Consider the following 18,924-nt stretch of genomic DNA (forward strand, 5'->3'; position numbering starts at 1 on the left):
TAAACAACAAGGACGAAACTGACGCCTATTGATTGATTCGAATGATCAATGGATGCCTAGGTCGGAACTGGGCATTCGCCTGGTGTGACGGTCGCCACGCCTTGCGAAGGTGTGGTGACCGTCACCAGTTGGAGGCATAACCATGACCGCACCGCTCACCGAGAGCCTGGGCCACATCGAGAACGTCCTGTCGGACGCCGTGGTCGAGGACCGCGAGGCCGGTATCTACCGCGCCAACCGCCGGATCTTCACCGACGAGGAGGTCTTCGAGCTGGAGATGAAGCACATCTTCGAGGGCAACTGGATCTACCTCGCCCACGAGAGCCAGGTGCCCAACCCCGGCGACTACTTCACCACCTACATCGGGCGGCAGCCGGTCATGATCACCCGTGACAAGGACGGCGAGCTGCACTGCATGATCAATGCGTGCGCCCACCGTGGCGCGATGCTGTGCCGGCGCAAGACCGACAACCGGATGACGCTGACCTGTCCGTTCCACGGTTGGACGTTCCGCAACGACGGCACCCTGCTCAAGGTCAAGGACCCCGACGACGCGGGCTACCCGGAGAGCTTCAACACCGAGGGGTCGCACAACCTGACCCACGTGGCCCGCTTCGACAGCTACCGCGGCTTCCTGTTCGGCTCGCTCAACGAGGACGTACTTCCTCTCGAGGAGCACCTCGGCGACACCGTCAAGGTGATCGACATGCTCGTCGACCAGTCGCCCGACGGACTCGAGGTGCTGCGCGGGTCCTCGACCTACACCTACGACGGCAACTGGAAGGTCCAGGCGGAGAACGGCGCCGACGGCTACCACGTCACCGCCACCCACTGGAACTACGCCGCCACCACCTCGCGCCGCAACACCGGCGAGTCGAAGAACACCACCAAGACCGTCGACGCCGGCAGCTGGGGCAAGGCGGGTGGCGGCTACTGGTCCTACCCGAACGGCCACCTGTGCCTGTGGACCTGGGCGGCCAACCCCGCCGACCGGCCGCTGTGGGACCAGATGGACACGCTCAAGGAGAAGTTCGGCGAGGCCAAGGGCGAGTTCATGGTCAAGGGCTCGCGCAATCTGCTGCTCTATCCGAACGTGTACCTGATGGACCAGTTCTCGACCCAGATCAGGCACTTCCGGCCGATCTCGGTCGACCAGACCGAGGTCACCATCTACTGCATCGCCCCCAAGGGCGAGAGCCCCGAGTCCCGCGCCTGGCGGATCCGGCAGTACGAGGACTTCTTCAACGCCTCCGGTATGGCCACGCCCGACGACCTGGAGGAGTTCCGGTCCTGCTTCCTGACCTACCAGGCCTCCGCCGCGCCGTGGAACGACATGAGCCGCGGCGCCGAGCACTGGCACACCGGACCCGACGAGGTCGCCGAGGCGCTGGAGATGCCGGGCGTGATCTCGGCCGGCGCGAAGAACGAGGACGAGGGTCTCTACCCGGTCATGCACGCGCAGTGGACCGAGCAGATGCGCGCGGCCATCGCGAACGAGAAGGGCAACTGACCATGACGCTCACGCAGAACACCGCTCCTGCCGGGGCGAAGCTGATCACCCCCAAGCTCATCACACACAGTTCGATCGAGCAGTTCCTCTACCGCGAGGCGCGCTTCCTCGACGACCGCGAGTTCGAGAAGTGGCTCGAGTGCTACGCCGACGACGTCGTCTACTGGATGCCCTGCTGGGACGACGCCGACCTCCTCACCGAGGACCCGCAGACCGAGATGTCGCTCATCTACTACCCCAACAAGGGTGGTCTGGAGGACCGCGTCTTCCGGATCCGTACGGAGCGGTCCTCGGCCACCTCGCTGCCGGAGCCGCGTACGTCGCACAACATCAGCAACGTCGAGGTGATCGAGCGCCGCGGCGACCTGGTCGACGTGCGCTTCAACTGGCACACCATGTACTTCCGCTACAAGACCGTCGACCCCTACTACGGCACGTCGTTCTACACGATCGACTTCTCCGGCGAGCAGCCGCAGATCCGCCGCAAGACCGTGGTGCTGAAGAACGACTACATCCACCACGTCGTCGACATCTACCACGTCTGAGGCATCACGATGACTGCAACTGAGACCGAAGTCGCGACCCATCAGGTCGCTCTCTCCTTCGAGGACGGGGTGACCCGGTTCATCACCGTCCGTGAGGACCAGACCGTCGCCGACGCGTCCTACCGCCAGCGGATCAACATCCCCCTGGACTGCCGCGACGGCGCCTGCGGGACGTGCAAGGCGCTGTGCGAGTCGGGGGAGTATGACGGCGGCACCTACATCGAGGACGCGCTCTCCGAGGCGGAGGCCGCCGAGGGGTACGCCCTGCCGTGCTCGATGAAGCCGCGCTCGGACCTCGCGCTGCAGATCGCCACCACCTCCGAGGTCGCCAAGACCGGCGCCGCGAGCTACACCGGCGCCGTGGTCGGCCTGGACCGGCTGAGCCCGACCACGGTCGAGCTCTCCATCGACATCCCCAACCGGGGCGAGCTGGCCTTCCTGCCGGGCCAGTACGTCAACATCGCCGTCCCCGGCACCGAGGTGACCCGCTCGTACTCCTTCGCGAACGCTCCGCACGAGGAGCGGCTCGTCTTCCTGGTCAAGCTCACCCCGGGCGGTGCGATGTCGACCTGGCTGACCGAGCGCGCCGCCGTCGGTGACGAGGTCACCTTCACCGGGCCGAACGGGTCCTTCTTCCTGCGCGAGGCACGCCGACCGGTGCTGATGCTGGCCGGTGGCACCGGGCTCGCACCGGTGCTCTCGATGCTGCGCCAGCTGGAGGTCGACGGCTGCGACCGCGGCGGGCGCCTGGTCTACGGCGTCAGCACCGACGACGACCTGGTCATGCTCGACGAGGTCGAGGCGCTGGTCTCGCGGCTGCCCGGGTTCAGCTGGGACCACTGCGTCTCCGACCCCGACTCGACCGCGGCCAACAAGGGCTACGTGACGAGCCTGATCGGCGACGACCACCTGCACGGGGGCGACGTCGCGATCTACCTGTGCGGCCCGCCGCCGATGGTCGAGGCGGTGCGTACCCACGTCTCCGGCGCCGGCCTCGAGCCCACCGGGTTCTACTACGAGAAGTTCGCCCTCGCGGTTCCGGCCGCTGCCGAGGCGTCGGCCCCGTCGGCCGAGACGTCGCCCACGTCGGGCGAAGCGTCATCTGTACGCGTCGAGCTGGAGACCCATCCGGAGGCGCGCGCGGTCGCCGGCCAGGAGCTGCTCCCGGCCCTCGATCTCGAGCCCGCCGGATCGGCTGCCGTGGCTCGCGACGACGGTGACGTCGTACGCCGGATCGCCGGCCAGTTGGTCGCGCCGCCTTTCGCGTCGGTCGAGCCCGGACACGAAGTGGCCGGTGTCGAGACCAACACGGTCGAGGACCTGATCGAGTCCCCCGAGGCACGGGGCATCGGCGGCCAGGAGGCGTTCGCTCGAGACGACTCTGTTGGTCTCGACACGCCTCCGCCTAGCGGCTCCGGCGGCTCGACCAGCGGAGAAGTCGGCTCGACCGGCGGGGACACGACCGAGGACGGGTACACGATCGGCGAGGAGCACCCGGACATCTCGGCCTCCGACGCGATCTTCGAGGCCCGGGCGGCGCTGGAGGTGGGGGCGCTCGACCTCACCATCGGGCGGCTCGACTCCCAGAAGCTGGCCGGCTACCGGCTGCTCGCCGAGTCCACCCTGCCGTACGTGGACGGGGACCGGTTCCTCGACGCCCACGGCTACACCGAGTCGAACGCCGCGTTCCACGACTACCTGTTCACCCTCACCGGCAACAGCCACCTGCTGGCGGCCTACCAGGCGCTCGGGGTCAAGGGCCGGATGGAGGACGTGCTGCGCAACGCCACCTGGTGCCACCCGCAGTGCACCCAGGACCACCTCGACATCGTCGAGGCCTTTGAGCGCGGCGACCGGGCGGCCGCCCGCGAGCTGATCAAGGCCCACAGCGAGCGGTCCAAGGAGACGATGCGGCGCGCGATGGCCGAGTCGGCCGCCGCGACCAGGCCGCGGTTCATCACCCCGGGCCGGTTCGCCGGCCAGGTCGTGGTGGTCACCGGCGCGGCCCAGGGCATCGGCGCGCAGGTCGCCCGACGGGTGGCCGCCGAGGGCGGCAAGGTGGTCCTCGCCGACCGCTCGCCGCTGGTCGCCGAGGTGAGCGACGAGCTCACCGGCCAGGGCGGGAACGCCTTCGCGGTCGAGTGCGACCTCGAGCACTACGAGGGCGCGGCTGCGCTGGTCGAGCGGGCGCTGGAGGCGTACGGCCGGATCGACGTGCTCATCAACAACGTCGGCGGCGCGATCAACTTCAAGCCGTTCACCGAGTTCACGTCTGAGCAGATCGACGCCGAGATCACCCGGTCGCTGATGACGACTCTCTACGCCTGCCGGGCCGCGCTGGCGGGCATGGTCGAGCGCGGCCACGGGGTCATCGTCAACGTCTCCTCGGCCGCGACCCGCGGCATCCACCGGATCCCGTACTCCGCGGCGAAGGGCGGGATCAACGCGATCACCGCCTCGCTCGCGCTGGAGTACGCCGGTTCGGGGATCCGGGTCACCGCGACGGCCCCGGGAGGTACGGAGGCTCCGCCGCGCCGGATCTCCCGGGGCACACCAACGCCTCGCACGGACTCGGAGAAGGCCTGGTTCCAGGCCCATATCGACCAGACCCTCGAGACCTCACTGATGCACCGCTACGGCACGCTCGACGAGCAGGCCGCCGCGATCTGCTTCCTCGCCTCCGAGGAAGCCTCCTACATCACCGGCACGGTCCTTCCCGTCGCCGGCGGTGACCTCGGCTGAGCCACCAGGTCCTCTCTCGGGGCCGTTCCTCCCTTCGCGAGCACGCTCGCGTCACCCATGGAGATCACCATGTCCGAAAACACCGATGAAATCACTCGGGCCAAGACCGGGCGCCAGCTCGCCTGGGTCGTCGCGCTCTCCGCGCTGGCCCTGATGTTCGACGGCTACGACCTCGTGGTCTACGGCACGGTGCTGCCGACCCTGATGGCCGACCCATCCCAGATCGGGCAGCTCTCCGCGGGCCAGGCCGGGACGTTGGGCAGCTATGCGCTGGTCGGCGTGCTCGTGGGCGCGCTGAGCGCCGGCGCGGTCAGCGACCGGATCGGCCGCCGGAAGGTGGTGCTCGCCAGCATCACCTGGTTCTCGCTCGGGATGGCCGCGACCGCGTTCGCGCAGTCGATCGCCGTCTTCGGCATGCTGCGCTTCCTCACCGGCATCGGGCTGGGCGCGATCCTGGCGACCGTCGGCGCCCTGGTCGCCGAGTTCGCGCCGCCGGAGCGGAAGAACCGGCTCAACGCGATCGTCTACAGCGGCATCCCCGCCGGCGGCGTGACCGCCTCCGTGATGGCGCTCATCATCGATCCGAGCGGCTCCAACTGGCGGATCCTGATGGCGATCGGCGCGGCTCCGCTGGTGCTCCTGCTGCCCTTCGCGATCGCCAAGCTGCCCGAGTCGCAGCTGTGGCTCGACTCCCGCGGCCGGGTCGCGGCGACCGACACCGCCCGGGAGGCGGTCGGCTTCAGCGCCCTGGCGCGCCGCCCGCTCGCGTTCCCGACGCTGGTGCTCGGCTTGATGAGCTTCTCCGGTCTGCTGCTCACCTACGGCCTGAACACCTGGCTGCCGAAGATCATGGAGGACAACGGCTACGGCAAGGCGTACGCGCTCACCTTCCTGCTCGTGCTCAACGGCGGCGCCATCATCGGCGGCCTCCTCGCCTCGTACGTCGCCGACCGCACCGGGGCCAAGAAGGTGGTCTCGACGACCTTCGTGCTTGCCGGTCTGATGCTGTTGCTGCTGCCCCTCGGGCTGCCGCTCACCGTCCTGTTCCCGGCCGTCGCGATCGCCGGCGTCGGCACGATCGGTACGCAGGTGCTCATCTACGGGCTCGTCGCCAACTACTACCCGACCCGGGCCCGCGGCGCGGGCGTCGCCTGGTGCGCCGGCTTCGGCCGGCTGGGCGGGATCGTCGGACCGATCATCGGTGGGGCACTGGTCGCCGCCGGGGTGGGCGGCACCACCGCCTTCCAGATCTTCGCCGGAGTCGCGGTGCTCGGTGCCATCGTGACCGTGGCGGTGCCGCGGTCCCCGCAGGAGACCGTCGTGAGCGTCACGCTCGACGACGGCGTACCGGCCTGAAGGGGGCCTAGGGTGTGACCGTGCTCATCGAAAGAGCTGGGTGTGTCGGTCGCGAGGACGAGCTCGTCGAGCTCACCTCGCGGCTGGCCCGCACCCGCACGTCCGGCTCCGCCGCCGTCCTGGTCCTCGCAGACCCGGGGCTGGGGAAGACCGCGCTGCTGCGCGGCCTGGCCGACCGGGTCGCTACGCCGTCGCTGAAGGCCCGCGCCGGCGCGTGGGAGCAGGACTCACCGGGGGCGGTGCTGCGCCAGCTGCTCGGCGAGATCCCCCCGGCCGACCCGGTCGCCGCGGCCGATGCCCTGGTCGCGCGAGCAGTGGGGGTGGATGAGGAGCCCGGACTGGTCCTGGTCGACGACGCAGACCTCGCCGACACGTTCTCGCTGCAGGCGATCGCCTCCGCGCTGCGCAGGCACCGCGACGCACCGGTGCTGGTGGTGCTCGCGGCGACCCGCAGCACCGCGTTCCTCGGCGAGATCGCAGCCGAGACCGTACGCATCGAGGGGCTGGACGCGGCCGCGGTGGGCGAGCTCGCCTCGCTGCGAGGACGGGTCCTGCACCCGTCGATGGCCGAGGTCCTCGCCCGCCACACGGCGGGCAGCCCGCGCGACGCGGTCGCTCTGCTCGACGAGCTGCCGCCGACCCGCTGGGCGCGGCCCGACACCCAGCTGCCGGCCCCGGTCCACGTACGCGACGAGGTGCAGCTCGCCCTCGCCGGCTGCGGTGCCGACGGTCGTGCCCTCGCCGAGGCCTTCGCGATCCTGGGAGAGGACGCGTCGCTGGGTCAGGCCGCGGCGCTCGCGGGCCTCGAGGACCCGCTCTCCGCGGTCGACGCCCTGGTCGCGGCCGGGCTCGTGGAGACCACCCGCGACCACCGCCCCCGATGGCGTACGCCACTGGTCGGCGTCGCCGTGCTGGCCACGATGGGTGCCCGCCGGGCCGCCGACGCGCACCAGCGCGCCGCCGCGATCGTCGACGACGAGGTCCGCCGGGCCCGGCACCTCGTCGCCGCCACCCCGCTGCCCGACGCCGAGCTCGCCGAGGAGGTCGCCCGGCTGGCCCAGCGCCGGGGTGACGAGGGTGCCTGGGCGGAGGCCGCGGCTCTCTACCGTGACTCCAGCCGGCTCACCGAGGACCCCGTGCGGCGCGACGACCGGCTGATCCGCTCCGTCGACGCTCTGGTCGCGGCGGGCGACGGCATGGGCGCCGCGGCGCTGGTCCCCGTCGTCGAGAGCCTGCGCGAGACGCCGCTGCGTGATGCCGTGCTCGCATATCTGGCGATCCTGCGCGGCCGCGCCACCGAGGCCGAGGTGCGGCTCAAGCGCGCCTGGGACATCGTCAACGCCGACCGTGAGCCGGAGACCGCGGCGCTCATCGCCACCCGGCACGTACTGCACTCGCTGGCGCTGTGCCGCGGCGACGAGCTGGTCACCTGGGCCGACCGGGCGATCTCGCTGGCCGGCCGGGACTCCGCGGCGGGCGTCGAGGCGGCGGCGATCCGCGGGCTCGGCCTGGCGATGGCTGGCCGGTTCGGGGACGCCCACGAGGCGTACGCCCTGGCCGCCCGCCGCGTCGGGCACAGCGCCCAGACCCAGCGGGTCACCATGGGCCGGGGCTGGCTCGGCGTACTCTCCGACGAGCCCGACGAGGCCCGCAGCCGCCTGGAGGGGGTCACCGACCCACGGGTTCTCGGCGGCTCGACCCGGATCTCGATGTGGGCCCTGGCCTGGCTGGCGCGCGTGCAGTTCCTGACCGGTGAGGGCGAGGCGGCGCTGCAGACGGTCGCGGCCGGTCGGGCGCTGGCCGCCGAGTCCGGCATCGCCCTGGTCACCCCGCTGCTGGAGTGGACGGCCACCGAGACCCACCTGCTGCGCGGCAGCTGGGAGGAGGCCGCCCGCACCGCTCGCGCCGCCGAGATCGGGGCGCAGGGCTACGAGATCATGCGCGTGCCCGCGCTGCTCGCCCGCGCCCACCTCGCCGAGGCCCGCAGCGACTTCCGCGCCGTCCTCCGCATCCTCGAGCCGCTCACCCAGGCCCCGACCGGCAGCGCGCTGGCCGAGCCGGCCATCTGGCCGTGGGCCGAGACGTACGCCGCCGCGCTGATCGCGGAGGGCAGGCTGGACGAGGCCGACGACTTCCTCCGCCCGCACGAGACCCGCGCCCACCAGGAGCAGCACCGCTCCGCGCAGGCCAGGCTGGCCACCGCCCGCGGCCGCTGGCACGGCGCTCGCGGCGACCTCGCCGGCGTCCGCGACACCTTCGACCGCGCGCTCGAGCTCCTCGACGGGCTGCCGCTGCGCTACGAGCGCGCCCGGGTCACCTTCGCCTACGGGCAGGCGCTGCGGCGTGCCGGGCAGCGGCGCGACGCCGAGGCGCTGCTCTCCTCCGCCCGCGACCTGTGGGACGGGCTGGGGGCGCAGACCTATGTCGACGCCGCCCAGCGCGAGCTGCGCGCCGGGGGAGTGCGGGCGCCGCGCGGCCAGCGCGGGCCGGTGGATCTGACCCCGCAGGAGGAGACCGTCGCGGAGATGGTCGCCTCGGGGCTGTCCAACCGCGAGGTCGCCGCGCAACTGTTCGTCTCGCCCAAGACCGTGCAGTACCACCTGACCCGCATCTACGCGAAGCTCGGCGTCCGCAGCCGGACGGAGCTCGCTGCGATGGCGGCCGAGCCGACGGAGGAACCGTGAGCACCATCGTCCGTGACGCCCCCACCGGCCTGAGGCGCGACCTGGGCCGCCATGAGCTCGTCAACGGGTTCGTCGGCTTCCTCTTCTCGGCCACCGGCCCGGTCGCGATCATCCTGGCCGTCGGCCACAGCGCCGGCCTCTCCGCCGCCGTCGTCGCGTCCTGGGTGAGCGCGGTGTTCGTGCTCAACAGCGTGCTCACCATCGCGGCCGCGCTGTGGACCCGGCAGCCGCTGGTCTTCTTCTACACGATCCCGGGCACCGTCGTGGTCGGCCAGGCGATGGCCACCGGTACGTCCTGGCCTGAGGTCGTCGGCGGGTTTCTGATGGCCGGTGCCCTGATGATCGTGCTCGCGTTCACCCGCAGGGTCGACCAGGTGATGCACCTGCTCCCGATGCCGATCGTGATGGCGATGGTCGCCGGGGTCTTCCTCGGGTTCGGCACCGATCTGGTGCGTGCCGTCGACTCCGACCTGGCGATCGCCGGGCCGATGGTGCTCGCCTTCGTGCTCGTCAGCGCGGTGCCGAGGCTGGCCCGCTGGCTTCCTGCGGTGCTCGTCGCGCTGGTGGTCGGCGCGGTCGCTGTCGCCGTGAGCGATCGGCCCGCGGTCGCGCTGTCCGGTCGCTGGCTGGCCGAACCGGTGTGGACCACGCCGGACTTCTCCGCCGCCGTCTTCGTCGAGCTGGTGATCCCGCTGGTGGTCACCGTGCTCGTCGTCCAGAACGGCCAGGGGATGGCGGTGCTCCGCGCCGTCGGACATCAGCCGCCGATGAACCAGGTCACCGGTGCCTGCGGTGTGATGTCGCTGGTCACGGCACCTTTCGGAGGGGTCTCCACCTGCCTGGCCGGACCGACCAACGCGCTGGTCACCGCCTCGGGCGAGCGTCGCCGGCACTATGCCGCGGCGGTCTGGTGCGGCGTACTCGCGATCGGGTTCGGCCTGCTCGCCCCCGGCATGGTGCGGGTCATCACCACGATGCCCGAGGCTTACGTCGCCGCGCTCGCCGGACTGGCCATGCTCAAGCCGCTCCAGGGTGCTTTCCAGACCGCGTTCAGCGGTCCCCACGTCACCGGCGCGCTGGTCACCTTCCTGGTGACCGTCGCCGACATCACCGTCTTCAACATCGGCTCCGCCTTCTGGGGGCTGGTGGTCGGTCTCGCGGTCAGCGTTCTGCTCGACCACGACAGCCGAAAGAGCCGCAACCGCGAGGAGAACCCATGACTCTGACAGACACCTACCCCGACGCGACGATGCGCTACGGCGCCACCGCTCGTCAGGTCGCCGACCTCTTCGAGCCGGCCGAGGCGACGGACTCGCTCGTCCTGCTGCTCCATGGCGGGATGTGGCGCGACTCCGACCGGATCCGCACCTGGTCGGCCGGCCGGGCGCTGGCCGAGGCCGGCCACCTGACCGCGACGGTCGAGTACCGGCACGGACCCGGCCAGTGGCGGCAGGCCTTCGAGGACGTCGAGACCGCGATCGAGTCGATCCAGCTCAGCGGCCGGGAGTGGACCATCCACAACGACGCGCCCCGCCGGATCACCCTCGTCGGACACTCCTCCGGCGGCCAGCTCGCCCTGTGGGCCGCCTCCCGCCCGGGCACCCTGGTCACCGGTGTCGTGGCGTTGGCGCCGGCCGCGGCGCTGGCCGCGATGAGCCAGGACGGCCTCGGTGATGGTGCGGTCGAGGAGTTTCTCGGCGGCACCCCGTCCGAGACGCCCGAGGCGTACGCCGCCGCCGATCCGCTCGGCCTCGCCCCTCAGGTCCCCGTGCGGATCCTGCACGGCGCCGCCGACACCGTGGTCCCGCTCGCGATCTCCGAGCGCTACGCGGCAGCACACCCCGACGTACGTCTGGACGTGGTCGACGGCGCCGACCATGCCGCCTGGGGCGACCCGACCTCGACCGCCTGGCCGCACCTGCTCACCGCGGTCAGCGCCGTCTGACCTCAGCAGCGGGGTAGAGAGCCAGGATCAGGAGTACGCCGAGAGCGGCTCCGACGAGCTGCGCGAGGACGAACGGCGCGACCGAGCCGGGCGCGATCCCGGCGAAGGTGTCGGAGAAGACCCGGCCGATCGTGACCGCCGGGTTGGCGAACGAGGTGGAGCTGGTGAACCAGTAGGCGGCGCCGATGTAGCCACCGACGGCCGGCGCCACCAGAGCGCCGCGGTCGCTGCGTACGAGGGCGAAGATCAGCGTCACCAGGCCGGCCGTGGCGACGATCTCGGCCACGAGATGGCCGCCGGTGGCACGCTCCTTGGTCGAGATCGCCTGGTCGACGTCGAACATGACGTTGGCCAGCGCCGCGCCACCGATCGCTCCGAGGATCTGCGCCACCGAGTAGGCCCCGACCTCGGGGAGCGAGAGCCCCGTGCCCGCGCGGCGGCCGAGAAACCAGTCGGCGAGCGAGACCGCCGGGTTGAAATGCGCCCCCGAGACCGGGCCGAACATCAGGATCAGCGCGGCCAGGCCGAACACCGTCGCCAAGGAGTTCTCCAGGAGCTGCAGGCCGGTCTCGCCGGGAGAGAGCTGCTGCGCCGCGATGCCCGATCCGACGACCACGGCGACGAGCAGTGCCGTGCCGAGGAGCTCGGCGAGCAGGCGGCGGGGGAGGGATGAGTTCACTCCGGCATTCTTGACGTGGCGTGATTACTCAGTCAACATTGAGTCAATGGAGGTTGAAAGACAGGCCGGGTTGGACCGTCGGGCCAGGATTCATGCGGCGCTCGGCGATCCGGTGCGGCTGCGCATCGTCGACAGCCTCCAGACAAGTGATGCCTCCCCCACAGAGCTCGCCGGGATGCTCAATGTCCCGTCGAACTTGTTTGCCCACCACGTCCAGGCGCTGGTGAGCGCAGGCGTCGTGTCCCGTCATCATTCCGAGGGCGACGGGAGACGCACGTACCTGCACCTCGAGCAGGACGCGCTCGAGAGCCTGGGCACCGCGTCCCCCGTGGCGGTGCCCAGGCGTGTCCTGTTCGTGTGCACGGGCAACTCGGCGCGGTCCCATCTGGCCGCGGCGCTGTGGCGTCAGAACAGCGCGATCCCGGCCGCCTCGGCCGGCACCCATCCGGCCGACCGCATCAATCGGGGGACGGTCGACGCCGCTGCCCGCCACCACCTCGACCTTCCGATCGTGAAGCCTCGTCAGATGGATGACGTGCTCGATCCCGACGACCTGGTGATCACCGTGTGCGACCGTGCCCACGAGACGCCGAAGGTCCCCGGCGAGCTGCACTGGTCGATCCCCGATCCCGTGGACAAAGGCCCCGAGGCCTTCGACGCCGCCTATGCCCAGCTCGAGCACCGCATCAAGGCGCTTGCGACCCGCTTCGACTCCTGAACCCCACGTCCCCCACGCAAGGAGAGCCTTCGATGAATGTGCTGTTTCTCTGTGTCGAGAACGCCGGCCGATCCCAGATGGCGCTCGGCTTCTTTCAGTACTACGCCGGTGACCAGGCGGTCGGCTGGTCGGGAGGCTCGGCGCCGGCAGCGGCGATCAACCCGGTCGCCGTCGAGGTCATGGCCGAGCTGGGGATCGACATCTCCGGGGAGTTCCCGAAACCCTGGACCGACGAGGTCGTTCGCAGCGCCGACGCCGTCATCACCATGGGCTGCGGCGACGCCTGCCCGTTCTACCCGGGCAAGCGCTACGAGGACTGGAAGGTCACCGATCCGAAGGGTGGAGACATCGAGCACGTGCGCGGCATCCGCGACGAGATCGAGCAGCGGGTGCTCGCCCTGCTCGGTGAGCTCGGCGTGACACCCGCTCGCTCGATCACGAGAGAGTGATCGGCGCCCGGCTGATCGTGAAGATCTCCTCGCTCGGTGCGGGGGTCCCGCAGCAGCCGCCGCTCTTGGTGCTCTCCGGGTCGTCGAAGCGATGTATCGAGCTTGTCGAGATGACCCCGGCCCCGCCGCAGACCCCGGTGTCAGGGAGCTCCAGCTCCACCCGGGCGGCTGCGTCGTGGTCGCCGGCGAGCTCGGCCACCACGCTGCGTACCTGCTCGTAGCCGGTCATCGCCAGGAAGGTCGGTGCGCGACCGTAGGACTTCATCCCGACGAGGTAGAGGTCGGTCTCGGGCTGGGCGAGGTCCTTCGCGCCGGTCGCGCTGACCGATCCGCAGGAGTGCAGGTTGGGGTCGATCTGGACCGCGATGTTGCGCGGCGCCTCCAGCGTGGGGTCGAGGTCGAGGCGCATCTCGCTCAGGAACCCGAGGTCGGGGCGGTAGCCGGTGAGGACGACGACCTGGTCGGCCTCGATCACGCGGCCGTCCTCGGCGATGACGCCGGCACCGTCGACCCGCTCGGTGCGGAACCCGGTCACCAGCTCGACCGAGCCGTCCTGGACCGCCTTCCTCGCGCGTACGCCGAGGGCGCCCCGCTCAGGGAGGTCGTCGGCCTCGCCCCCACCGAAGGTGTTCGCCGAGACCGCGCGGCGGATGGCCCACGTGATCCTCGTTCCCGGGTGGTCCTTGCCGATGGCGGTGAGCTCGTTGACGGCGTTGAACGCGGAGTCGCCCGCGCCGATCACGACCGTGTGCCGACCCGCGTACGCCTCGGGGTGGGCGCGGTCCGGGACGGCGTAGCCGAGCGCCCCCGCGGCGTGTGCGGCACGCTCCCCGAGCGCCGGGAGCCCGTCGGCACCGGCCGGGTTGGGCCGGCGCCAGGTGCCGGAGGCGTCGATGACGGCCCGCGCCTCGATGCGCTCCTCGGTGCCGTCCGCGCCGGTCACGTGCAGGACGAACGGCTGCCCGGCGCGGTCGGCGTCGACCAGGCGGTCACGGCCCTTGCGGGAGACGCCGGTGACCGTCGCCTCGTAGCGGACGTGGTCACCGAGCTCGTCGGCCAGCGGGACGAGGTAGCGCTCGCGCCACTGCGCCCCGGTCGGATAACCAGTCGTCGGCGCGGCCCAGCCGGTCGGCTCCAGAAGCCGGCCGGCGGCCTTGTCGACGAGCTCGGGCCACGCCGAGAAGAGGCGTACGTGACCCCATTCGGCGACGGCTGCCGCCGGCTCGCTCCCTTGCTCGAGCACGAGCGGGGTGAGGCCGCGCTCGAGGAGATGGGCAGCGGCCGCGAGGCCCTGGGGGCCGGCGCCGATGACGGCAACGGGAAGGTCGGTCATGATGCTCCTCAGATTCAAGAACGTCGATATGACAGTGACCCTAGGTGTCATATCGACGTTCGTCAATACGATTCGGTAGACTCCTCGTCATGACCGCTCCTGCCGTGCTCCCGTCCGCCGCCGTCGCGTGCTGCGCACCGCTCACCTGTGGCGCTCTCGACGACGATCAGGCCGACGTGCTGGCCCGGATGTTCAAGGCGCTCGGGGACCCCAACCGGGTCAAGCTGCTCTCGATCATCGCGGCCGCCGAGGACCAGGAGGCCTGCGTCTGCGACCTCACCGAGCCGGTCGGACTCTCCCAGCCGACGGTCTCCCACCACATGAAGCTGCTGGTCGAGGCCGGGCTCGTCACGCGCGAGCAGCGGGGACGATGGGCCTATTTCTCCATCGTCCCCGCTGCTCTCGACTCGCTCGCCGGTGCGCTGTCCTCGCGTCAGACGGTGGTGTAGCCGCCGTCGATCTTCCAGTACGCACCGGTGACGAACGAGGCGTCCTCGGAGAGCAGGAAGCGGACGACGGTGGCGATCTCCTCGGGCCGGCCGAGGCGGCCCAGGGGGTGCTTGGCGACCAGGGCCTCGTGAGCGCCCTCGATCGCGGAGACGGCCTTGACGGCAGGGGTTTCGATGTAGCCGGGGCCGACGGCGTTGATCCGCAGTCCGGCCGGGCCGTACTCGGCGGCAGCGTTCTTGGTGAGCCCGATGACCCCGTGCTTCGCGGCGGTGTAGGCCGGGTTGCCCAGCGCGGCGACCTCACCGTGGATCGAGGCCATGTTCACGATCGCGGACTCGGCGGCACCGGTCTTGAGCAACTCGGGGATCTGGTAGCGCAGGCCGTAGGCGACCCCGGAGAGGTCGATGCCGATGACGCGGTCCCAGTCGCTGGGGACCAGCTCGCCCACCGGTGCCGGCGGCTCGCCGATCCCGGCGTTGTTGACCGCGTAGTTGAGCTTTCCGTACGTCTCGACGGCGAACTTCACCGAGCTCTCCGCGTCCTCGACCTTCGAGGTGTCGGACCGCAGAGCGGTCGCTTCGCCGCCCTTCGCCTTGATCTCCTCGGCGACCCTGGTGGCACCCTCGAGGTTGATGTCGGTGACCACGACCTTCGCGCCCAGTCCGGCGAGCTCCTTCGCGATCGCCTCCCCGAGCCCGCTGCCACCGCCGGTCACCAGGGCGACCTTGTTGTCAAACGTCATGTGTTCCTCCTCGCGTCTGTCCGGGCCAGGGTCCGGGCGTCATTTGATCCAACATTCAAATAACGCTGGCGAGGGCCCGTCCTCTTCCTGTCGCGGGAGTGATCTATGCCTCCGCGACCGTCACCTCACGCCTCGCGACGGGCCGCGGCCGGGGTGGTGCCGAACCGGGTCCGGAACGCGCGGGTGAGGTGAGACTGGTCGAAGAAGCCGTGCGCGGCGGCGATGGCCATGATGCTGCGGCCGGCCAGGTTCGGGTTGACGAGGTCGGACCGGACCGCGTCGAGGCGTAGGTTTCGGATCGTCTCCGAGACGGTCCACTCCTCCTCGGCGAAGAGCCGGTGCAGCGTACGCGGGGAGATGCGGTGGGCGCGGGCGATCGAGGTCACGCCGAGGTCGGGGTCGCCGAGGTGCTCGCGGATGTGGCCGAGGACGGCGATCCGGAGGGCATGGTCCGGGGCGGTGGGCGCGTCCAGCTCGTAGGCCAGCCCGGTGAGCAGGTCGACGCTGGCGTGGCCGAGGAGGATCGCGGTGTCCGATCGGGCGAAGGCGTCGTCGACGGCTGACTCGAGCAGCTGGGTGAGCACCGCCCCGGGTCCCTGGCCGGGGAGCTGGTGCTCGAGTGCGTGGCCCAGCGTGCGGGACGGCAGCGCCAGGTCATCGCGGGCGATCGTCATGACGGTGCAGTTCCACCGATTCATCAGGCGCAGCTCGTAGGGACTCCCGGTGTCGTAGAGCGCGATGTCGCCGGGGCCAAGCCGTAGGTCCGGCAGGTCGTCACGGCGGAGGACCACTTCGCCCGCACGGACGGCGCACACCTTCAACGGTGCGCTCTCGGCGGACCGGATGGCATGCGGCGTACGCCGGAGCAGCTGCGGGGTGCCGGCGACCCGGAACGCATCGATGTGTCCGAGCGTCCGGTGGCGCACCAGCCCGCGTGCTCCGATCGGCGGTGCCGGCAGCGAGAGGCCGAAGGTGGCGTCCATCTGCTCGCGCCAGCGCGGGGCGGCGATCGCGGTCATGGCCTCGTCTCCTCTCCGGGCGTCGTTGGCGCGAACCGTCAAACACCGGGGCGCGCGCGGTCAACGCGGCTGTGACGCGAGACACAAGGCTAACGGACGTACCGACGCCGACCAGGCGAGGACCACGGAGAGGAAGACCAACATGAGCCTGACGTACGAGTCGCTCTTCATCGGCGGTGAATGGGTCGCCCCGAGCAGCGACAAGGTGATCAACCCGGTGAACCCGAGCACCGAGCAGGTGGCGGGCCAGGTGCCGGAGGCCCAGGAGGCAGACGTGGACGCGGCGGTGGACGCGGCCCGTCGCGCCTTCGACGACCCGAGCGTGTGGTCGGGATGGGAGCCGGCGCGCCGGGCCCAGGTGATGGAGCGTCTTGCCGAGGAGCTGGACGCTCGGGCGGACGCGTTCGTGGAGCGGGTCAGCTCCCAGAACGGCATGCCGGTCGCGGTCGCCCGTCAGCTCGAGGTCGGCTACCCGAGCGCCGTGCTGCGCTACTACGCCGGGCTCGCCGCGACGTCCGAGTTCACCGAGGTGCGGCCCGGCATGTTCGGCGGCGACATCGAGGTACGCCGCCATCCGGTCGGTGTCGTCGCGGCCGTGGTGCCGTGGAACTTCCCGCAGGCCCTGACGATGTTCAAGCTCGCCCCGGCGTTGGCGGCAGGCTGCACGCTGGTGATCAAGCCGTCCCCCGAGACCGTGCTCGACGCGTACCTGCTGGCCGAGGCGGTGGAGGCCGCGGGCATCCCCGCGGGGGTGATCAACATCGTCCCGGCGGGCCGGGAGGTCGGGGCGTACCTGGTTGCCCATCACGGCGTCGACAAGGTCGCCTTCACCGGCTCCACGGCCGCCGGCAGGGCGATCGCCGAGCAGTGCGGCCGGCTGTTGCGCCCCGTCACGCTCGAGCTCGGTGGTAAGTCGGCCGCGATCGTGCTGGACGACGCGCAGCTGGACCTGGCCGAGATCGGGCAGGGCCTGTTCGCCTCGACCCTGCTGAACAACGGCCAGACCTGCTTCCTCGGCACCCGGGTCCTCGCGCCGCGCAACCGGTACGACGAGGTGGTCGAGGCCTTCACCGCCTTCGCCGGCAGCCTCGCCGTCGGTGCGGCGTCCTCGCCCGAGACCCAGATCGGGCCGATGGCCACCGCCCGCCAGCGCGACCGGGTGGAGTCCTACATCGCCAAGGGTCGCAGCGAAGGCGGCAGGATCACCACTGGCGGCAGCCGGCCGGGCGACCTCGACCGCGGCTACTTCGTGCAGCCCACGGTCTTCGCCGGTCTCGACAACAACGCCACCGTGGCGCAGGAGGAGATCTTCGGCCCGGTTCTGACCGTCATCTCCTATGACGGGGTGGACGACGCCGTACGCATCGCCAACGACTCCGACTTCGGGCTCGGGGGCACGGTCTGGACCTCCGACCCCGGACGCGGTGCCGAGGTCGCTCGCCGCGTGCAGACCGGGACCATCGGCGTCAACCGGTACATCCCCGACCCGGCCGCTCCCTTCGGGGGCGTCAAGGGCAGCGGCCTCGGCCGCGAGCTCGGCCCCGAGGGCCTCGCCGCCTACCAGCAGCTACAGACCATCTACCGCTGATCGAAGGGATCGACACATGCGCATCACCGCTGCCCTCACCGAGGGAAAGGGTGCCCCGTTCACCCTGGCCGAGCTGGACCTCGAGGAGCCTCGTGCCGGGGAGGTCCGGGTCCGGCTCGTCGGATCCGGCGTCTGCCACACCGACCTGATCGTCCGGGACCAGTGGTATCCCGTCCCGCTGCCCGCCGTTCTCGGGCACGAAGGCTCGGGCGTCGTGGAGGCCGTCGGCGAAGGTGTGGCCAGCCTCGCCCCGGGTGACCACGTCGTGCTCAGCTTCAACTCCTGCGGAAGCTGCCGGACCTGTACGTCGGGACGGCCGGCCTACTGCGACCAGTTCTTCGCCCACAACTTCTCCGGGGTACGCCCCGGCGACGGGTCGAGCCCGTTGAGCCGCGGGGACGACCAGGTCAGCGGGATGTTCTTCGGGCAGTCCTCCTTCGCGACGTACGCCCTGGCGACCGAGCGCAACGTTGTCAAGGTCGACCCGTCGGTTCCGCTGGAGCTGCTGGGGCCGCTCGGCTGCGGCATCCAGACGGGCGCCGGCGGGGTGCTGAACTCCCTCTCGCCCGAGGAGGGAAGCACGATCGCGGTCTTCGGCGCCGGCGCCGTCGGGCTCAGCGCGGTGATGGCCGCCGTCGTCGCCGGCTGCTCCCGCATCATCGCGGTGGACATCAAGCCCCAGCGGCTGGAGCTGGCGCGGGAGCTGGGGGCCACCGACATCATCGACGGGGCCGACGGCGACACCGTGGCGACCATCCAGGAACTCACCGGCGGCCTCGGGGTCGACTACACCATCGAGACCACCGCCGTGCCCGCGTTGCTGCGACAGGCCGTGGACTGCCTCAACCAGGGCGGCACCTGCGGTCTGATCGGCGCGGCCGCCCTCGGCACCGAGGCCTCCTTGGACATGTCCACGCTGCTCTTCGGGCGCAGCGTCACCGGGATCGTCGAGGGCGACAGCGTCCCGCAGGAGTTCATCCCGCGGCTGATCGACCTCTACCAGCAGGGTCGGTTCCCGTTCGACCGGTTGGTGCGGACCTACGACTTCGCCGACATCGAGAAGGCCGTGCACGACGCCGAGACCGGTGAAGTGCTCAAGCCGGTGCTCACCTTCGGCGCCCACTGAGTCGGGTCGACGTGGCGGCCAGGTCGACCGGGCTCGCC

The 18,924-nt window shown here is 70.9% G+C and carries 16 protein-coding genes; 12 read left to right on the forward strand and 4 right to left on the reverse strand.

The genetic code is table 11. The features are described 5' to 3' along the window. Positions 1 to 142 precede the first annotated feature (142 nt). The 7 genes from benA to ACIRON_RS07940 all read left to right on the forward strand — a co-directional run bounded on the left by benA (position 143) and on the right by ACIRON_RS07940 (position 10,782). Positions 143 to 1,510 (forward strand): benzoate 1,2-dioxygenase large subunit, encoded by a 1,368-nt coding sequence (gene benA / locus ACIRON_RS07910; RefSeq protein ID WP_091051021.1) that lies wholly within the window; start codon positions 143 to 145, stop codon positions 1,508 to 1,510. A gap of 2 nt (positions 1,511 to 1,512) precedes the next feature. Beyond that, positions 1,513 to 2,055, forward strand: coding sequence for a benzoate 1,2-dioxygenase small subunit (benB, locus tag ACIRON_RS07915; RefSeq protein ID WP_402991255.1), 543 nt, complete (start codon positions 1,513 to 1,515; stop codon positions 2,053 to 2,055). A gap of 9 nt (positions 2,056 to 2,064) precedes the next feature. After that, complete coding sequence (benC, locus tag ACIRON_RS07920) at positions 2,065 to 4,797, forward strand: benzoate 1,2-dioxygenase electron transfer component BenC (RefSeq protein WP_402991258.1); 2,733 nt, start codon at positions 2,065 to 2,067, stop codon at positions 4,795 to 4,797. 69 nt (positions 4,798 to 4,866) lie between these two features. Further along, a complete protein-coding gene (locus ACIRON_RS07925; protein ID WP_402991261.1) occupies positions 4,867 to 6,153 on the forward strand; it encodes an MFS transporter in 1,287 nt (428 codons plus the stop codon). 20 nt (positions 6,154 to 6,173) lie between these two features. Further along, positions 6,174 to 8,837, forward strand: coding sequence for a LuxR C-terminal-related transcriptional regulator (locus tag ACIRON_RS07930; protein WP_402991263.1), 2,664 nt, complete (start codon positions 6,174 to 6,176; stop codon positions 8,835 to 8,837). Then, positions 8,834 to 10,057 carry a benzoate/H(+) symporter BenE family transporter gene (locus ACIRON_RS07935; RefSeq protein WP_402991266.1) on the forward strand — a complete coding sequence of 408 codons (1,224 nt, stop codon included), beginning with the start codon at positions 8,834 to 8,836 and terminating at the stop codon, positions 10,055 to 10,057. Before ACIRON_RS07930 ends, ACIRON_RS07935 begins: the two co-directional genes overlap by 4 nt. Continuing rightward, positions 10,054 to 10,782 (forward strand): alpha/beta hydrolase family protein, encoded by a 729-nt coding sequence (locus tag ACIRON_RS07940; RefSeq protein ID WP_402991269.1) that lies wholly within the window; start codon positions 10,054 to 10,056, stop codon positions 10,780 to 10,782. Before ACIRON_RS07935 ends, ACIRON_RS07940 begins: the two co-directional genes overlap by 4 nt. Here the strand turns inward: ACIRON_RS07940 and ACIRON_RS07945 are convergent. Continuing rightward, entirely contained in the window at positions 10,769 to 11,461 is a 693-nt protein-coding gene (locus ACIRON_RS07945) for an MIP/aquaporin family protein (protein WP_402991272.1), read from the reverse strand. The two genes, ACIRON_RS07940 and ACIRON_RS07945, sit on opposite strands and share 14 nt — an antisense overlap. 46 nt (positions 11,462 to 11,507) lie before the next feature. Here ACIRON_RS07945 and ACIRON_RS07950 point away from each other — a divergent pair, with 46 nt between their 5' ends. Next, positions 11,508 to 12,179 carry an ArsR family transcriptional regulator gene (locus ACIRON_RS07950; RefSeq protein WP_402991275.1) on the forward strand — a complete coding sequence of 224 codons (672 nt, stop codon included), beginning with the start codon at positions 11,508 to 11,510 and terminating at the stop codon, positions 12,177 to 12,179. Between the two features lie 32 nt (positions 12,180 to 12,211). Then, positions 12,212 to 12,628 (forward strand): arsenate reductase ArsC, encoded by a 417-nt coding sequence (locus ACIRON_RS07955; protein WP_402991277.1) that lies wholly within the window; start codon positions 12,212 to 12,214, stop codon positions 12,626 to 12,628. Here the strand turns inward: ACIRON_RS07955 and ACIRON_RS07960 are convergent. After that, on the reverse strand, positions 12,615 to 13,961 hold the full coding sequence (locus ACIRON_RS07960; RefSeq protein WP_402991280.1) for an NAD(P)-binding domain-containing protein: 1,347 nt from the start codon (positions 13,959 to 13,961) through the stop codon (positions 12,615 to 12,617). The genes ACIRON_RS07955 and ACIRON_RS07960 overlap by 14 nt on opposite strands. A gap of 89 nt (positions 13,962 to 14,050) precedes the next feature. Here ACIRON_RS07960 and ACIRON_RS07965 point away from each other — a divergent pair, with 89 nt between their 5' ends. Then, complete coding sequence (locus ACIRON_RS07965) at positions 14,051 to 14,410, forward strand: ArsR/SmtB family transcription factor (protein WP_402991282.1); 360 nt, start codon at positions 14,051 to 14,053, stop codon at positions 14,408 to 14,410. Here the strand turns inward: ACIRON_RS07965 and ACIRON_RS07970 are convergent. Next, positions 14,395 to 15,153, reverse strand: a complete 759-nt coding sequence (locus ACIRON_RS07970) for an SDR family NAD(P)-dependent oxidoreductase (RefSeq protein ID WP_402991285.1) — start codon at positions 15,151 to 15,153, stop codon at positions 14,395 to 14,397. The two genes, ACIRON_RS07965 and ACIRON_RS07970, sit on opposite strands and share 16 nt — an antisense overlap. Positions 15,154 to 15,278: 125 nt before the next feature. Next, complete coding sequence (locus ACIRON_RS07975) at positions 15,279 to 16,172, reverse strand: helix-turn-helix domain-containing protein (RefSeq protein ID WP_402991288.1); 894 nt, start codon at positions 16,170 to 16,172, stop codon at positions 15,279 to 15,281. Between the two features lie 142 nt (positions 16,173 to 16,314). Here ACIRON_RS07975 and ACIRON_RS07980 point away from each other — a divergent pair, with 142 nt between their 5' ends. Continuing rightward, a complete protein-coding gene (locus tag ACIRON_RS07980; protein ID WP_402991290.1) occupies positions 16,315 to 17,760 on the forward strand; it encodes an aldehyde dehydrogenase in 1,446 nt (481 codons plus the stop codon). 16 nt (positions 17,761 to 17,776) lie between these two features. After that, a complete protein-coding gene (locus ACIRON_RS07985; protein WP_402991293.1) occupies positions 17,777 to 18,886 on the forward strand; it encodes an NAD(P)-dependent alcohol dehydrogenase in 1,110 nt (369 codons plus the stop codon). The last annotated feature ends 38 nt before the right edge of the window (positions 18,887 to 18,924 follow it).

It is taken from the genome of Nocardioides sp. NPDC101246, from assembly GCF_044767415.1.
Taxonomy (GTDB): domain Bacteria; phylum Actinomycetota; class Actinomycetes; order Propionibacteriales; family Nocardioidaceae; genus Nocardioides.

Bases quoted from the DNA above. Each gene is read 5' to 3' on its own strand.
- benC (WP_402991258.1), top strand. From the start codon at position 2,065: ATGACTGCAACTGAGACCGAAGTCGCGACCCATCAGGTCGCTCTCTCC.
- ACIRON_RS07940 (WP_402991269.1), top strand. From the start codon at position 10,054: ATGACTCTGACAGACACCTACCCCGACGCGACGATGCGCTACGGCGCC.
- benA (WP_091051021.1), top strand. From the start codon at position 143: ATGACCGCACCGCTCACCGAGAGCCTGGGCCACATCGAGAACGTCCTG.
- ACIRON_RS07965 (WP_402991282.1), top strand. From the start codon at position 14,051: ATGACCGCTCCTGCCGTGCTCCCGTCCGCCGCCGTCGCGTGCTGCGCA.
- benB (WP_402991255.1), top strand. From the start codon at position 1,513: ATGACGCTCACGCAGAACACCGCTCCTGCCGGGGCGAAGCTGATCACC.
- ACIRON_RS07985 (WP_402991293.1), top strand. From the start codon at position 17,777: ATGCGCATCACCGCTGCCCTCACCGAGGGAAAGGGTGCCCCGTTCACC.
- ACIRON_RS07960 (WP_402991280.1), bottom strand. From the start codon at position 13,961: ATGACCGACCTTCCCGTTGCCGTCATCGGCGCCGGCCCCCAGGGCCTC.
- ACIRON_RS07980 (WP_402991290.1), top strand. From the start codon at position 16,315: ATGAGCCTGACGTACGAGTCGCTCTTCATCGGCGGTGAATGGGTCGCC.
- ACIRON_RS07950 (WP_402991275.1), top strand. From the start codon at position 11,508: ATGGAGGTTGAAAGACAGGCCGGGTTGGACCGTCGGGCCAGGATTCAT.
- ACIRON_RS07925 (WP_402991261.1), top strand. From the start codon at position 4,867: ATGTCCGAAAACACCGATGAAATCACTCGGGCCAAGACCGGGCGCCAG.
- ACIRON_RS07975 (WP_402991288.1), bottom strand. From the start codon at position 16,172: ATGACCGCGATCGCCGCCCCGCGCTGGCGCGAGCAGATGGACGCCACC.
- ACIRON_RS07955 (WP_402991277.1), top strand. From the start codon at position 12,212: ATGAATGTGCTGTTTCTCTGTGTCGAGAACGCCGGCCGATCCCAGATG.
- ACIRON_RS07970 (WP_402991285.1), bottom strand. From the start codon at position 15,153: ATGACGTTTGACAACAAGGTCGCCCTGGTGACCGGCGGTGGCAGCGGG.